We start from the raw sequence: 16,432 nt of genomic DNA, 5'->3' as shown, positions 1-16,432 counted from the left end.
CTTTTAGGGGTTAGGGGCTATGACCTACGGAATGAATCTCCTTTTATGGGGAACAGAAATTAATGAAGACCTTTTTCCAGTTTTAGAGCAAATCAAAGAGATTGGATTTGATGGCGTAGAGATTCCTATCTTCGATGTAAATCCCGAAAAATGGTATGCTTGGCGAGCAAAATTAGATGAGTTATGCCTGAAACGCATCGCTGTAACAATAAACGGCCCAGATTTTAATCAAATCAGTGGTGATGCAGAAATGCGGAAAGCGACTTTGGAACGAAACAAACGTGCCGTAGATTGTGCTATGATTTTAGGTTCGGATTTGCTCACGGGGCCGTTTCACTCAGCTTTGGGTGTGTTTACTGGCGTGCCACCAACCAAAGAAGAATTGCTTTGGGCTAGAGAAAATCTTTGGGATTTGGCCGAATATGCCGACAGTATGGGCATTACGCTCGGGCTCGAATATTTGAATCGCTTTGAAAGCTATTTGGTTTCATCATCGGACGAGCTTTTGGCTTTGGTCGAAGACATTAACCACCCTGCTTGTAAGATAATGTTTGATACTTTCCATGCCAATATCGAAGAAAAATCAATGACCGAAGCCATCAAGAAATTGGCCAAACACATCGTTCATGTGCAACTTTCGGAAAACGACCGCAGTACGCTTGGCAAAGGCCGAATTGATTTTACTGAAATTTTAGCCGCCCTAAAATCAATCAATTATGATGGAATGCTAAGCATCGAAGCATTCAGCATGAAGCTTCCAGCGGCCAATATTTGGCGAAAAATGTTTGATTCAGAAGAACAACTAATGAAAGATAGTCTATCGTTTTTAAAATCTCACCTATAAATAATATGTCAAAACAAATAAACATAGCCATCGTTGGACTTGGCTTCGGAGCAGAATTTATTCCTATTTATCAGCGTCACCCAAACGCAAATATGTATGCCATTTGCCAAAGAAACGTTGAAAAACTCAATGCAATCGGTGATACTTTTGGAGTTGGTGTTCGCTACTCAGATTATGACGAATTATTGAAAGACCCGAATATTGATGCGGTTCATATCAATTCGCCCATTCCGAACCATGCCGAGCAAACTTTGAAGGCACTTTATGCAGGAAAACACGTAGCATGTACAGTTCCGATGGCTACTTCGGTTGAAGATTGCAAAGCCATCGTAAACGCTTGCCGAGAAACAGGTAAGAAATACATGATGATGGAAACCGTAGTTTATGCCCGTGAATTTTTGTTTGTAAAAGAATTGTACGAAAAAGGCGAACTCGGAAAAGTACAATTTTTGAAGGCATCGCACCAACAAGATATGGAAGGCTGGCCTGACTATTGGCCGGGATTGCCACCAATGCACTACGCTACACACTGCGTTGGGCCAGTAGCTGGTTTATTGAGATTAGAAGCTGAATATGTTTCGTGTTTTGGCTCGGGAACAATTTCGGAAGATTTGATAAAAATACATAATTCACCATTTGCTGTTGAATCTGCACACATAAAATTCAAAAATAGTGATTTAAGTGCTTACGTTTACCGTTCGTTATTTGATGTGGCACGCCAATACCGTGAGAGTTTTGAAGTTTATGGCTCGAAAAAATCTTTCGAGTGGGCTTTGATTGAAAACGAACCAAACGTTATTCACACTGCCAAAAAGCCTGAGCCAGAAATTCCAGAAAAGGTTGAAACACCTGATTATGCCCACTTACTTCCGCAGGAAATTCAATCTTTCACAGGAAAAGGTGTATATGACCATGACGACAACACGCACCTAAGTTTTGCACAAGGTGGCGGACACGGTGGCTCTCACCCGCATTTGGCTCATGAGTTTATTTCGGCACTCATCGAAGACCGTGACCCATTCCCGAATGCAGTACAATCGGCCAACTGGACATCGGTTGGAATCTTGGCTCACGAGTCGGCAATGAAAGGTGGGGAGATTATTTATTTGCCTGAGTTTTAAAACATTAGAAAAATTATTAATCGTCACGTAGAGACGTTGCATGCAACGTCTCTACCAACGTTTCGCATCTTGACCAACGTTTTCAATATTCATAGGTTGCAATACCACCCTATCCAATTAAAAATCAAATGAAAAAAATCGTTTTATTTCTAACTCTCATGCTCTCTTTTTCGAGCATATTCGCCCAAACTGGCCGAAGGCTCGAAATCCTTTTCCTCGGTGATAATGGGCATCACAAACCCATTGAGCGAGTTCCTACAATCATGGCGGCGTTGGGAAACCGAGGTATCAACTTTACTTATACCGATAAGTTAGAAGATATTAACGCCCAAAATTTATCGAAATACGATGCCTTGATGATTTTTGCTAACTGGGACGACATCACGCCCGCTGCTGAAAAAGCTTTACTTGATTATGTCGCTTCGGGAAAAGGTATTTTACCGATTCATTGTGCTTCGTATTGTTTCCGTAACTCTCCTGAGTATGTAAAGATGGTTGGTGGACAATTTTGGAGACACCGTATGGATACGATTCAGGTTGTAAACGTTCAGCCCAATCATATTATCTTGAAAGATTTGGGTACGATTCGTACTTATGATGAAACCTATTTGCACAGTCAATTACAGCCTGATAACAATGTATTACAGACTCGTGAAATAAAAGACGACCAAACCAAAGACAAACCTGATGCTAAAACTGAGCCTTATACTTGGACTCGTAGCTATGGAAAAGGTCGAGTTTTTTACACAGCTTACGGCCATGATGAAAGAACTTGGACAAATGCAAATTTTCAAAAACTAATCGAAAACGGTATTCTTTGGGCAGTAAATGATGAAGCTCGTGCGGTTCATGCGGCATTGAATCCGAAGCCGTTTGAGTATCGTGGAGCAAAATTACCCAACTACGAAAAACGCCCAGGCGAACAACTACAACAACTGGCTCTTACGCCCGAAGAATCAATGAAACATATTCAAGTGCCTGTTGATTTTGATTTGAGCCTTTTTGCTGCTGAACCAAATGTAATGCACCCGATTGCGATGAGTTGGGACGAAAAAGGACGTTTGTATGTATTAATCACAAAAGATTACCCGAACGAACGCAAAGAATCAGGCGGTAGTGATTATATTTTGATTTGTGAAGACACAAACAAAGATGGTAAAGCTGATAAATTTACTCGTTTTGCCGAAGGATTGAGTATTCCGACGGGAATGGTTTTTGCCAATGGCGGTTTGCTTGTTTCACAAGCCCCACACATGTTGTTTTTGAAAGATACTGATGGCGATGATAAAGCCGACGAAAAGAAAGTTTTATTTACTGGCTTCGGTACGGGCGATACACACGCTGGGCCATCGAACTTGCACTACGGTTTTGATAACTGGATTTGGGGTTGTGTAGGTTATTCTGGTTTCAATGGGAAATTAGCCGAAGGTGATTCATTGAAATTTGGACAAGCGTTTTTCCGCTTCAAACCAGATGGCTCGAAAATGGAATGGACAACTAGCACTTCAAATAACACTTGGGGTATGGGTTTCAACGAAGCGGGAGATGTATTTGGTTCTACTGCTAACAACTCACACGGTTGGTACATGGCTATTCCACACCAAAATTTCTTGAATCCAGGTTTTAATGGTGATAATGGGAGTCGTGGAACAGATACGCACAAAGACATGAAACCTATTACTGAGAAGGTTCGTCAGGTGGATGTTTTTGGTGGTTTTACTGCGGCATCTGGGCATAATTTTTATACCGCAAGAGCTTTTCCAAAAAACTACTGGAATCAGATTGCTTTCGTTTCTGAGCCAACAGGGCATATTTTACATCAGAACCGAATGGTAAAAAAAGGTACAAACTACGAAGACCAAGAGTCGTTCAACCTAATGGCAGGTGCTGATGAATGGTTTTCTCCAGTATTCTCTGAGGTAGGCCCAGATGGAGCAGTTTGGGTAGCCGATTGGTATAGTTATATCATTCAGCACAATCCAACACCACAAGGTTTTGGAAATGGTAAAGGAAACGCCTACGACACAGATTTGAGAGATTTCACACATGGACGTATTTACCGTGTTGGTTATAAAAATGCTCCCGCTTACCAGCCAATTACGCTCAGCAAAAACGATAAAGATGGCTTGCTAAAAGCTCTCAAAAACGATAATATGTTTTGGAGAAACCACGCTCAACGCCTTTTAGTTGAACGTGGAAACACCGATGTTGTACCTGCATTGATTGCTCTTGTAAACGACCCTTCGGTTGATGAACTTGGACTAAATACAGCGGCGATTCATGCACTTTGGACATTGAAAGGCTTAGGTGCAATTGATAAAAATCCTGCTGCATTGCAAGCAGCCGTTGGAGCGTTGAAACACCAATCATGGGCTGTTCGCAAGAATGCAGTGCAAGTTTTACCAACCAATGCAAAATCGGTTGATGTGATCTTGAAAAATAATCTATTGAATGATAAGGAGCCTTTGGTTATCTTAAATAGTGTTTTGGCACTCAACCAAATGCCACTAACACCAGCAGCCGAAAAAACGATTTTAACACGCATCGACCTAGCAACGGAGGCCACCGACCGCTGGCTTCCAGATGCGTTTGCTACTGCTTTAACAAGCCACAAATCGGTTTTATTAAAGAAACATTTACGTAATCTCACAATGAGCAAACCTGCGACAATGTCGCACGACCATTCGATGATGAATCATAGTGCTGCCATGACCGAAACTAAAGCTGCCACAACTGCGGCAGAAACGGCGTCGCAAGGCATAGATTTAGTTATTACAAATGTGCGTACCGAGCCAACTTCTCCGTTTGTGCGTGAAGGCATGAGATATTTCGTAGAAGTAAAAAATATCGGAATGGATTCGTTAAAAAAAGGTCAAGTAACTTCTTTGAAAATTGACATTACTGGTATGGGACAAAAATCAACTGTTTGGAGTAAAGTACATACAACCGGCATTGCACCAAACGAAACCGTGACGATTAGCAAAAACACCAACGGTCCATGGTCAGGTGATTTTGGTTTTTCTACCGACTTAGCTGGTGAATATACTTTCACGGTGATGGTTGATGAAGAAAATAAAATTGCAGAAGGTAATGAAAGAAACAATACTTTCGTAAAAAAAGTAACCTACCAACAAGCACAAAAACTCAGTACTTTTGCACTCGAAAGAGCGGCTCGTAGCTATGCTTCGGTTTCTGCTCCTGATTCTATTGTTGCTCTTTTGAAATTGTGGGATAAACTACCAAGCACTGAAAATGCTGCTTTATTGAAAGGTCTATCAAGTGGTTGGAATCCTCGTAAAAAAGGAACTGTAAATGCTGCTAATCAAGAGTTTATGGCAAATCTTAGTAATAGATTAAGCGATGATAATTTGGTGAGAATCAACAAATTAATGCAGGCTTGGAACTTGAATAACTCGGCCAGCGAAGCAGAAAAAGATGCCATTATTATCAATATTAAGACTGTGGTAGAGGCAATGAAATTTGATAAAAAAGAATTTTCTGTACCTGCAGGTAAAACCATTATTTTGGTACTTGAAAACCCAGATGCTATGCAACATAATTTGGTAATTGGTAAACCCAAAAGCCTTGAAATTATCGGAAATGCTGCTAATAAAATGATTACGCAGAAAGATGCAGTTGAAAAAAATTATGTCCCTGCTATTCCGCAGATATTATTTTCAACACCATTAGTAAATCCAGGTGAAACTTATCGTTTGAAATTTACAGCCCCAACCCAAGTTGGTGATTATCCATTTGTGTGTACATTCCCAGGTCACTGGAGTATCATGAATGGTGTGATGAAAGTTGTGAAGTAACACAATTTTCCAAATTGTGCTTATAGACAATTCGGAGAATTGTATTACATAATATCATTATATTCAGGCTTTATATAAGACCATTTCCAGTCCGACATTTGTTTGCAAAGCCCTGCTTTTACAGGGTTTTGCAAAACATAAGTCATGATACGACGAAGTTCCTCATCATTTCTTACTAATCTGTCGTAGCTTTCATGTTGCCAAAAGGCACCTTCTAAACCCAATAACTGATTACATTTCGATGCTGAATAAAGCTTAATTGAGTGCATTATCTGTTCCAGATACACTGGTTTTCCTGCAATTTCTTCTTCATTATAAAGCCGAAAAACAGTATGCACATGATTCGACATGATACAATAGCAGTACAATTCAAGTGGCTTTTTATCCCAATAAAGCAGCGTATCGGCTACTATCTTAGCCAAAGTATCAGATTTTAGAAAATGATTGCTGCCATCATAAGTATCCAAAAACTTATCTCTTTTCGCAAAATCCAATTTACCAAGTCGTTCTAAATCATTCTCTATGTCTTTAGAAAACTGCATAATCTTCATTTTTTCTTCTTCATATTCAGCCTTTCATTGGTCTAACACTTCTCTCGGAATGCTTTCTGCTAAATTATAAGTTACAAAAAATGTTCCTCCAAGTGGCTGAATATGAGGTAAATTGCGTTTGTGGAATGATGTTCTCATACGGATTTAGTAGCACAATTCTCCGAATTGTACTTTATATTGTACTTTTTCTCTGTTCACAATTCGGAGAATTGTGTTACTTCAATTCCTTCAAAATCTCCTCAATCGCTTTATCTAATTGTGGGTCTTTGTCTTCGAGGCGGTCTTTGAAAGTTTGTTTGATATAAATATCAGGTTTTACACCTTCTCTTTCGATATTTTTACCATCTAATGTATAACATCCCCACGAAGGCAAACGATAAAATGACCCATCAACCAAGCCTTTCCCAGAGGTGAAAATTATCCAGCGATAAGTTTCTGTACCAATAATTTTACCTAATTGTAATTGTTTAAAACCAGCCGCCGTCATTTCAGCATCACTTAATGATTGCTCATTGATGAGTAAAACCAAAGGTTTGGCAGCAGGACTAAAGTTAGGTTGAATAGTAAACTGTCCTTCACGGTATTTCCATTTTAGATAGGGTTTTTGTGCTAAAAAGTTAAGCACCAGATCGTGCACATTTCCACCAGTATTGTAACGTAAATCAAAAATTAAACCTTCACGATTATAGGCTTCAGAAGTCATATCTATCAAAAACTTCTCCATTTCTCCTGTTCCCATGTTTCGCATGTGGGCATAAGCAATGCGTTTTTTGCCTTTTTGGTCAACATAGTTTTGGTTCCATTGAATCCATTCGTCGTACAAATTATCTACTAAAGCTCCCGAACTTTGTGGATGTAATTTTAATGAAAAAGTGCTATCTTTTCTTGCAAAAGTCAGTTCAATTTCATCATCCATTGACGGTTTTTGGAAATAAAAATCACGGTTTTGATTCTTATCTATGCTTTCTCCATTCACTTTTGTCAAAATATCACCAGATAGAATGCCTTTCCCTGTTTTATCGGCAGCTGATTTCTTGACAATATATTTCACTTTATAAGGGTCTTCTTCTTCGAATATAATACCAGTTGTCAAAGTGGAGGTTTTGAAAAATATGCTTTCTTCCGAACCACTGCTCGAAAATCCAGTATGCGAAGCATTCAGTTCTCCCAACATATCATTTTGCATGGTACGAAAATCAGCACGGGTATTGATATAAGGCAGAAATGTCTCATATTTCTTTTTAATAGATGCCCAATTGACATTGTTGAAGGTTTCATTATAAAAATTTTCCTCCACATTTGCCCAAGTTTCGTAAAACATTTGCTTAAATTCATCTACTAAATTTTTACGAAATACAAAGCTTATATCTATTTTATCAGCCTTATTGCCATCCAAATTCAGTTTGCAAATTGTGCCATTGACCAACACATAATATTTGCCATCGGCTTGCACAATATTAGCACTTGAGGCATCTGCACCCTCTATTTTTTCGGTTTTATTAGGCGTAAAAGGCTCGATGGTTGTTTTATAAAGATTATTCTTGCTTTCTATGTGGTCGGATGGATAAATAACAAAAGTTTTAGTATCTTTTTGAATAACGATAGGAGAATCAGCCGCTCCATTATTTGGACTGATAGCCTCCAAACGTTCTATTAAACCATCCGTATCAATCACAATCGGTTCGATTTTCTTAGATTTGCTTGAATCAGTTTTTGTTTCTGCTTTTTTCTCAGCAGGTTTAAATAAATCATTAAACTTATCAGACTTGAATGGTGCATCGATTTTGCTTAGTGGCAAACGATAAATTCTTTCTTTTTCAAGTCCAAAAGGATAACTTGGTTTAGTGCGATTAGAGGCAAAGTAGATATATTTTCCATCAGGCGACCAATAAGGTGTTTCTTCGGTAATACCCGTATTTGTCAAATTGATAGTTTCATTTTTTGCCAAATGATGTAAGAAAATATCACTTTCAAAGTTGCGATGAGCCGTAAACATTACATATTCATCATTGGGTGAAAAATAAGGTGTTGAATTTTGGAAAGCCCATATTTCTTCTTTGGCGATAGTTTTTGTGGTAAAAGTCTTTAAATCAATCGTTTTTACTTCACTTCTACCGCTTAAATAAACACCCATTGTGCGGTCTTTATTGAGTGTCAAATCTCGGTTATTCTGTAAATCATTGGTCAATTGTTTTTCTGCACCTTTTCCATCGGCAGCAATCGAAAACCAATTTTGGTAGCCATTTACCGTTTGATTGAAAACCAAAGTTTTACTATCTGATAGCCATTTGACTTCCAAAACTCTACCATCTACACGAGTGTTGAGTTGTTTTATATATTTTCCTTCTAAATCCGATACAAAAAGTTGTCCACGTGAACTAAACGCCATTTTTTTGCCATCGGGAGCTACATCAAAATCAACAATACTGCCTCTTACGTTGAAGTCCTGTGCTTTGGGCAAAGTAAAATTACGATTCATTGTGAGCTGCAAAGGCTGTGTTTTTTTGCTCGATACATCATATAAAAACAATTGATAATCTTTTTCAAAAATCACTTTTTCGCCATTGGCACTCACTTGCGGGCGTTTGATTGACTCTTTGAAATTCGTTAAAGCTGCTTTTTTAGTGCCGTCAAAAGTATAAAGATTATATTCTCCATTGGCTTCATCAGAAACAAAAAACACTTTCCCCGAACGTGTAATAGTTGCCCAAAAATCTTTTCCAATATAATCAGTGTAACGTTTATAAGCTTTTGTTTGAAGATTATACGATTGAATATCTGGGTTGAATTCTCCTTTATAACCTTTACGATAAGCTTGATTATCGCTTTCCCAAGTATCATTAAAGAATAATTCACCTGAGCTTGGATGCTCTACTACATTATGAATGCGGTTGAAAAAATGCTTAAAAACTCGCTTCGGTGTACCACCATTCAAGCCAATTGTATAAGTTGTTCCGCCATTATACGCACTTGAAGTGAGGTAAATGCTCTTTGAATCCCATGACCATGATTCTACCAAATCGGCAGCATCGTGATAAGTTAATTGACGGATATTTCCGCCTTCCAAAGGCATCACGTAAACATCATTATTGCCATACTGTACGCCCGAAAAAGCTACCCATTTGCCGTCGGGTGAAATGCGTGGCCGAGTTTCGTTGCCCGTCATGGCAGTGAGGCGAGTCGCCATTTTTGTAGATAAATCCGCTTTCCAAATATCTCCTTCATAACAAAAAACGACTGTTTTAGCATCGGGACTAATACTTGGATAAGAAGCAAAATAAACCTCGCTGGATTGAGCATTTATTTTAGAGAAAAGTAAGAAAAAGAAACTGGAAAGTAAAAGAGCTTTTTTCATATAAATTTTGATGTTTGATGATTAGTTTTTGAAAGTTAAGAAAAAAGTTTTTTCCAAAAAACAGAATCAACATTTTACCAATAATTTAAAGCTAAATATTTATCTTTAAAGATTATTTCCTACCTATTTCAAACTAAGAAAATCAAATCACCTGATTAAATCACTTTAAGTGTAAAAAAACTCTATTCAACCATTACCAATGAAAAAACAAAAACTCCTTACATGGCTCATAGCGATAAGCATTTTATTGCCCAGTTATACTTCAAAAAAAATAAATCTTGCATCCATCCGCCAAGCTGATGTGATTATTTACGGTGGCACTTCTGCGGCCGTCATTGCAGCAGTACAAGTTAAAAAAATGGGTAAAACCGTCATTATTGTTTCGCCTGATAAACATTTAGGTGGCTTATCGTCTGGCGGATTGGGTTTTACTGACACAGGAAACAAGGAAGTCATTGGCGGTCTTTCACGTGAATTTTACCAAAGATTATATCAACATTATCAGAAAACAGAATCTTGGCAATGGCAGAAAAAAGACGAATATGGCAATAAAGGACAAGGAACACCTGCTCTGGATGGTACAAATCGTACAATGTGGATTTTTGAGCCTCATGCTGCCGAACAAGTTTTTGAGGATTTTGCCAAAGAAAATAACCTGACCATTTATCGCAATGAATGGCTCGACCGTTCGGCAAAAGGAATGGTGAAAGAATCCGGAAGTATTCGTTCTTTTCGCACTTTGAGTGGCAATGTTTATCAAGGAAAAATGTTTATTGATGCTACTTATGAAGGCGACCTTATGGCTTTGGCTGGTGTGAAATACCACGTTGGACGTGAAGCCAATAGTGTTTATGGTGAAAAATGGAATGGTGTACAGACTGAAGTTTTTCAACATGGACATCATTTTAAAACTAAGATTAGTCCTTACAAAATTGCCAATGACCCAAAAAGTGGACTTTTGCCAGAAGTTTCAGATAAACCAGCAGGAGAATATGGCTCAGGTGATAATAAAATTCAAGCTTATTGTTTCAGAATGTGTTTGAGCAATCATCCTGATAACCGCATTCCGTTTGCCAAACCACAAGGCTATGACCCAGCTCGTTATGAATTGTATGCAAGGGTTTTTGCAGCAGGTTGGAGAGAAACGTTTGATAAATTTGACCCAATCCCTAATAGAAAAACCGATACCAATAATCATGGGCCATTCAGCACTGATTATATTGGCAAAAATTATGATTACCCCGAAGCAACTTATGCTCGTCGCCAACAAATCATCAAAGAACATGAATTATACCAAAAAGGCTTGATGTATTTCTTGCAAAATGACCCTCGTGTACCTGCCGATGTGCATGAAAAAATGCAACAATGGGGTTTGCCCAAAGATGAATTTAAAGACAATGGCAATTGGCCACATCAATTATATATTCGAGAAGCACGCCGAATGATTGGTGAGTTTGTGATGAAAGAAGCAGATGCTTTGGGCAAAACAAAAGTGCCAAATCCTGTGGGAATGGGTTCGTATGCTTTAGATGCTCACAATGCTCAACGTTATGTAAAACCCGATGGTTTTGTGCAAAATGAAGGCGATATTGGTGTACATCCTGATAAGCCTTATTCGATTGCTTATGGCTCAATTTTGCCTAAAGAGAGTGAATGCAACAACCTTTTAGTGCCTGTTTGTATTTCAAGTTCGCATATTGCTTATGGCTCGATTCGAATGGAACCAGTTTTCATGATTTTAGGGCAATCGGCAGCGACGGCGGCAGTTTTAGCTATCGAAAACAACGTTTCTCCACAAAAATTACCTTATGAAAAACTACAAACCTTTTTACTGAAAGATAAACAACGCTTGGAGTTATAATAGTAACTTCTCCGAAGTTCTTACATAACTAAGTAAAATCTTTTATAGGACAATTATGGTTCTTCTGATATTTCCATGAAAAAAATAGTCGTAAAAGTATTAGAAGAAACATTATATTTGGAAGCAATTTTAAGACAAAGAAGAGACATTTATGATACAATTCAACAAAACATTAGTAACAGACGATGAACTACCTTGGGAGAAAGTTGACCCAAAAATCAAACGTAAAATCATGTCATATAACAACGATTTGATGTTGGTAAAAGTAGCTTTTGAACAAGGAGGCGTGGGAGCTGTACACAAACATCCACACTTACAAATCAGCTATGTAGCAAGCGGAGCATTTGAAGTTACAATTGGTGGCGAAAGCAAAATTTTAAAAGAAGGTGATGTTTATTTCGTGCCGTCTGATGTACTTCATGGGGCAGTCTGTCTCGAAGATGGCGTGCTGATTGATGTTTTTAATCCAATGCGTGAAGACTTTGTAAAAGCTTAACAATATTCAAAAATTCAACCTTATAACTATGAAAATTTCTTATTTGATTCCTGTCCTTCTACTCGTTGGACAAATGGGATTCGCTCAATATAACCCCGAAAAACCAGATCTTTGTCAAGGTAAATTTTTTACTGAAGAAGATGCAAAAAACCTTCACGCTGATTTTGCGAAGCGATATTCTGACAAAAAAAGTTGGGAAAAACATGCCAAAGAAATTCGTCAAGGAATCTTGGATGGTGCTGAATTGAGTGATTTTACCTTCAAAAAGCCTACAAATATTGTTATTCATAGCAAAAAAGACTTGAATGGCTATTCGGTAGAAAATGTATCTTTTCAGAGCATAGAAGGCATTTATGTTACAGGAAACCTCTATCGACCACTTGAAACCAAAGGCAAAACGGCAGGGATTCTTTGTCCACATGGACATGGAACTGACCCTCGATTCGCAGCCTATACCCAACAACGTTGTGCGACTCTTGCTCGCATGGGAGCAACAGTTTTTGCTTATGATATGATTGGTATGGGTGATTCCAAACAAAGCGACCATAAGATTGAAAAAGCTTTAAAACTCCAAATTATCAATGGCAAAGCAGCACTTGATTTCTTGCTTGACTTGCCCAATATTGACAAAAATCGTATTGGTATGACTGGAGAATCTGGTGGAGGTACCCAAACTTTTATTCTATCTGCTCTCGATGACCGCATCAAGGTATCGGTGCCTGTGGTGATGGTTTCGGGATACTTTTTTGGAGGGTGTGTTTGTGAAAGTGGGATGCCCATTCATAAACGTCCTACTCACCAAACGACCAATGTTGAAATTGCTGCAACTTTTGCTCCCAAACCAATGATATTAATCTCCGATGGAGGCGATTGGACAGTAAATACACCAAACATGGAATATCCTTACATCAAAAATGTTTATTCTTTTTATGGAGCAGAAAGTAATGTAGAAAATGTGCATCTCGCCAATGAAAAGCATGATTATGGCATTTCAAAACGTTTGGCTGCTTATCCATTTTTGGCGAAACATTTAAAATTAGACCTCCAAAAAGTAATGGTTGATGGCAAAATAGATGAAAGTGCCAACAAAATACTTTCTCAGACAGAACTTCAAGTTTTTGACGAAAAATACCCTCGTCCAGCCAATGCCGTGCAAGGAAATGAGGCAGTAATGGCACTTTTAGCGAAAAAATAAATCAATTCTTTTCTTGAAATTCAAATGAAAAAAAATAATTGCTTGAAAACTGGCGTTTTTGCTATCGCCAGTTTTCTGGTTTTCAATACGCACGCCCAAGTGCTTAAATGGACAGCAGTAGCCAATGGCGTATGGAAAGTTTCAGTCGGAAAGCCCGAAAGCTATGATTTGCTTAAAGCTGCCGATGTAAAACCCAATTTGGCGGCTCTTACTAAAATGGACAAAGCAGTTTTTCCATTGCCTAAAAATGATATTTTTGTTAGATTTCAAGATGGGAAAACCTATTTACACTTCCCTTTGGAACGAAAAGAACAGATTTATGGCTTTGGCTTAAACTTCCAAACTGTTCATCAGCGAGGACGAATTTTACGTCTTCATGTCGACCATTATGGCAATACTGACAATGGTCGCACGCACGCACCAGTGCCATTCTATGTTTCGTCCAATGGCTATGGGGTTTTTATTAATTCGGCTCGTTATTTAGATGTATATGTTGGTTCGGCGGTGAGAAAGGATAGTAAAAATCCACCTGAATTGCAAGACAGAAATACTGATAAAAATTGGTCGGCACAACCTTATTCTGATGCAGTCGAAATCTTAGTTCCTGCACAGGGCGTTGAATTTTATGTGTTTGCAGGGCCAAAGCCTCTTGACGCTGTTCGGCGTTTCAATCTTTTTAATGGTGGTGGTTGTTTGCCTCCTCGTTGGGGGCTTGGTTTTACACAACGAGTAAACCGACTTTATACCGATGAAGATGTGAAGAAGGAAGCCCAAGAATTTGAAGCCAAAGAATACCCACTTGATTTTATTGGACTTGAGCCAGGTTGGCAAAGTAAATCTTATCCTTGTACATTTGAGTGGGACAAAACTCGCTTTCCTGACCCTGCCAAATTTGTGCAAGAAATGAGTAATATGGGTGTTAGAATTAACCTCTGGACAAACCCCTATGTTTCTCCACAAGCTTCAATTTATTCAAAAATTGCCCCTTTTACTGCTTCTCACACTGTTTGGGTAGGTGCGATTCCTGATTTGAGTATGCCACAGGCTCGCAAAATACTTTTCTCGCAATTTGAAAAAGACCATATAAATATTGGTGTAAGTGGTTATAAAATTGATGAGGTTGACGGCTACGATTCTTATTTGTATCCTGATGTAACTACTTTTCCTTCGGGGCATAGTGCCGAGCAAATGCGACAAACGTATGGCTTACTCGTTCAGAAATACAGCACTGAGGTTTTTCATAAAAAGAATAGCCGTACCTATGGTTTGGTGCGAGCGTCCAACGGCGGCGGTGTTTCGTTTCCTTATGTCATTTATAACGATAATTATAGTCACCAAGATTTCATTACTGGCTTAATCAATAGTGGATTTTCGGGTGTACTTTGGACACCCGAAGTGAGAGCTTCCAAGACAAGTGAAGAATGGCTCAGACGTATGCAAACGGTGTGTTTTTCGCCGATGGCAATGATAAATGCTTGGGCAAGTAGCACAAAACCGTGGTCGTTTCCCGACGTGGCAAATGATGTAAAAGAATTGGCTCAACTCCGAATGCAAATGATGCCTTATTGGTACACCGAATTTGCCAAATATCACTTTGAAGGTACGCCACCGTTTCGAGCAATTAATTTAGAAGATGGATTTTTTCAAGAAAACAAAAAAGAAAAAGTAAACACAAGTTTAGAAGAAAACCCTTACGAAGTAGCAATTGCAAAGGAAATAAAAGATGAATACATGGCAGGAGAATATTTATTGGTTGCTCCTTTTTTTGCAGGACAAACCACCCGCAAGGTGATTTTGCCTAAAGGTAAATGGTATGATTTTTATACAGGTGATTACGCAGGAGATGGTGAGGTGATAACCATTAATTCCAACTTAGGAAAGATTCCAGTTTTTGTAAAAGACGGTGGAATTATTCCGATGATGCAGCCGATGCTTCATGCTCCAAAAGCCAAGCAAAAAGTTGATTTGGAAATTCGTCATTATGGACAAAAAAATAGTGTTTCTCACTTATACGATGACGACGGAGAAACTTTCGATTACGAACACGGTCTTTATTCTTGGCGAGAAATCAAGGTTGAAAGACAAAATGATGGACAATTGAAAGGCACAATTTCTGCTCCAGAAATCAATAAACCTAATACAATTGGCAATGTTTCTTGGAAATTCATGACGAAATAGCAGCTAAAAACGAGCGAATGAAAACTAACAACCCACTGAATACAGCTTGGCGAAAAACTGCCTCTACGATTTATAAAAAACCTGTCGATTCTAAAATTTTTGGTTCGGTCGAAATTGATATTACAGACTTAGAAAAATACATCAACGAAAAGAGAAAAGCGGGCGTAAAAATTACGCTTACACACTTTTTTCTATTGGCAACCGCTCGGGCAATCAAAGAGCATGTGCCTGAACTCAATACTTATGTGAAACGTGGCAATATTTACTCTTATGAACAGATTGATGCGACCGTAAGTGTATTGCTACAAAATGGCGAAATGGGTTCAGTAAAAATGCACAATGTCGATCAATTGACCTTGCAAGAATCGGCTATCAAATTGAAAGAAGAAATCAAGAAATCATATCAAGGTGATGAAAATGCAACGATGCAAATGAAAGAAAAACTGGCTCGTATTCCGTGGCCTTTACGTGGTTGGGTATATCAATTGATTAAATATCTCACAACAAATATGGGCATTTCGATTCCACCTTTGGGGCTTTCTGCCAATAATTTTGGTTCGTTTATTTTGTCTAATATCGGTAGTATTGGTTTGGATATTGGCTATCCAGCGTTGATGCCTTCGGCAAATATTTCCTTCGTACTGATTTTGGGAGGAATTAACAAAAAACCGTGGGTGGTCAATAATGAAATCGTTCCTCGAACCATTCTAACGCTCGGTGCCGCCCTCGACCACCGAGTTATTGATGCCTCACATGGCGGAAAATTGTTTAGATATTTGAAGAAGATTGTTAATAATCCTGAGTTGTTGGAGAGGGTTTAGTTTGAATATTTTAAAGATTTTTGATTATCTTGCTTTCAAATAAAAAATAGTTTACAATAGATAATGAATTTAAAAAAATAATTTCAAGTGGAATGGTACCGAAAAAATATTGTCAAATAATTTTTGACTCAAATATCTAATAGATAAATTAATATGTTTCAATATCGAATTCTGATAAATAGACGGGAAATTTGT

Annotated in this window: 10 protein-coding genes; 8 read left to right on the top strand and 2 right to left on the bottom strand. The window is 38.3% G+C overall.

All coding sequences use genetic code 11. The features are described from left to right. Window positions 1-31 precede the first annotated feature (31 nt). From ACQUQZ_RS20090 to ACQUQZ_RS20080, 3 genes are all read left to right on the top strand, one after another. The gene (locus ACQUQZ_RS20090) at window positions 32-844 is read left to right on the top strand and encodes a sugar phosphate isomerase/epimerase family protein (protein WP_435356875.1); all 813 of its coding nucleotides are present in this window, start codon (window positions 32-34) and stop codon (window positions 842-844) included. Window positions 845-849: 5 nt separating this feature from the next. Then, window positions 850-1,965 carry a Gfo/Idh/MocA family protein gene (locus ACQUQZ_RS20085; RefSeq protein ID WP_435356874.1) on the top strand — a complete coding sequence of 372 codons (1,116 nt, stop codon included), beginning with the start codon at window positions 850-852 and terminating at the stop codon, window positions 1,963-1,965. 128 nt (window positions 1,966-2,093) lie between these two features. Continuing rightward, window positions 2,094-5,780: a PVC-type heme-binding CxxCH protein gene (locus ACQUQZ_RS20080; RefSeq protein WP_435356873.1), complete on the top strand. Its 3,687-nt coding sequence runs from the start codon at window positions 2,094-2,096 to the stop codon at window positions 5,778-5,780. 44 nt (window positions 5,781-5,824) lie between these two features. Here the strand turns inward: ACQUQZ_RS20080 and ACQUQZ_RS20075 are convergent, their stop codons facing one another. Further along, a complete protein-coding gene (locus ACQUQZ_RS20075; protein WP_435356872.1) occupies window positions 5,825-6,322 on the bottom strand; it encodes an REP-associated tyrosine transposase in 498 nt (165 codons plus the stop codon). A 223-nt stretch (window positions 6,323-6,545) separates the two neighbouring features. Further along, a complete protein-coding gene (locus ACQUQZ_RS20070; protein ID WP_435356871.1) occupies window positions 6,546-9,686 on the bottom strand; it encodes a S41 family peptidase in 3,141 nt (1,046 codons plus the stop codon). Window positions 9,687-9,885: 199 nt separating this feature from the next. Here ACQUQZ_RS20070 and ACQUQZ_RS20065 point away from each other — a divergent pair, with 199 nt between their 5' ends. From ACQUQZ_RS20065 to ACQUQZ_RS20045, 5 genes are all read left to right on the top strand, one after another. Next, entirely contained in the window at window positions 9,886-11,547 is a 1,662-nt protein-coding gene (locus ACQUQZ_RS20065; RefSeq protein WP_435356870.1) for an FAD-dependent oxidoreductase, read from the top strand. A gap of 151 nt (window positions 11,548-11,698) precedes the next feature. Further along, a complete protein-coding gene (locus ACQUQZ_RS20060; protein WP_435356869.1) occupies window positions 11,699-12,043 on the top strand; it encodes a cupin domain-containing protein in 345 nt (114 codons plus the stop codon). A gap of 28 nt (window positions 12,044-12,071) precedes the next feature. Then, a complete protein-coding gene (locus ACQUQZ_RS20055) occupies window positions 12,072-13,238 on the top strand; it encodes an alpha/beta hydrolase family protein (RefSeq protein ID WP_435356868.1) in 1,167 nt (388 codons plus the stop codon). Between the two features lie 24 nt (window positions 13,239-13,262). Continuing rightward, window positions 13,263-15,416, top strand: a complete 2,154-nt coding sequence (locus ACQUQZ_RS20050) for a TIM-barrel domain-containing protein (RefSeq protein ID WP_435356867.1) — start codon at window positions 13,263-13,265, stop codon at window positions 15,414-15,416. Between the two features lie 17 nt (window positions 15,417-15,433). Next, window positions 15,434-16,237, top strand: a complete 804-nt coding sequence (locus ACQUQZ_RS20045) for a 2-oxo acid dehydrogenase subunit E2 (RefSeq protein WP_435356866.1) — start codon at window positions 15,434-15,436, stop codon at window positions 16,235-16,237. Window positions 16,238-16,432 lie beyond the last annotated feature (195 nt).

Source organism: Emticicia sp. SJ17W-69, assembly GCF_051209875.1.
GTDB lineage: Bacteria > Bacteroidota > Bacteroidia > Cytophagales > Spirosomataceae > Emticicia.
The sequence above is the reverse complement of the archived record's forward strand: the minus strand, read 5'-3'. Positions and strand labels throughout refer to the sequence as shown.

Bases quoted from the DNA above. Each gene is read 5' to 3' on its own strand.
- ACQUQZ_RS20090 (WP_435356875.1), top strand. From the start codon at position 32: ATGAATCTCCTTTTATGGGGAACAGAAATTAATGAAGACCTTTTTCCA.
- ACQUQZ_RS20085 (WP_435356874.1), top strand. From the start codon at position 850: ATGTCAAAACAAATAAACATAGCCATCGTTGGACTTGGCTTCGGAGCA.
- ACQUQZ_RS20080 (WP_435356873.1), top strand. From the start codon at position 2,094: ATGAAAAAAATCGTTTTATTTCTAACTCTCATGCTCTCTTTTTCGAGC.
- ACQUQZ_RS20075 (WP_435356872.1), bottom strand. From the start codon at position 6,322: ATGCAGTTTTCTAAAGACATAGAGAATGATTTAGAACGACTTGGTAAA.
- ACQUQZ_RS20070 (WP_435356871.1), bottom strand. From the start codon at position 9,686: ATGAAAAAAGCTCTTTTACTTTCCAGTTTCTTTTTCTTACTTTTCTCT.
- ACQUQZ_RS20065 (WP_435356870.1), top strand. From the start codon at position 9,886: ATGAAAAAACAAAAACTCCTTACATGGCTCATAGCGATAAGCATTTTA.
- ACQUQZ_RS20060 (WP_435356869.1), top strand. From the start codon at position 11,699: ATGATACAATTCAACAAAACATTAGTAACAGACGATGAACTACCTTGG.
- ACQUQZ_RS20055 (WP_435356868.1), top strand. From the start codon at position 12,072: ATGAAAATTTCTTATTTGATTCCTGTCCTTCTACTCGTTGGACAAATG.
- ACQUQZ_RS20050 (WP_435356867.1), top strand. From the start codon at position 13,263: ATGAAAAAAAATAATTGCTTGAAAACTGGCGTTTTTGCTATCGCCAGT.
- ACQUQZ_RS20045 (WP_435356866.1), top strand. From the start codon at position 15,434: ATGAAAACTAACAACCCACTGAATACAGCTTGGCGAAAAACTGCCTCT.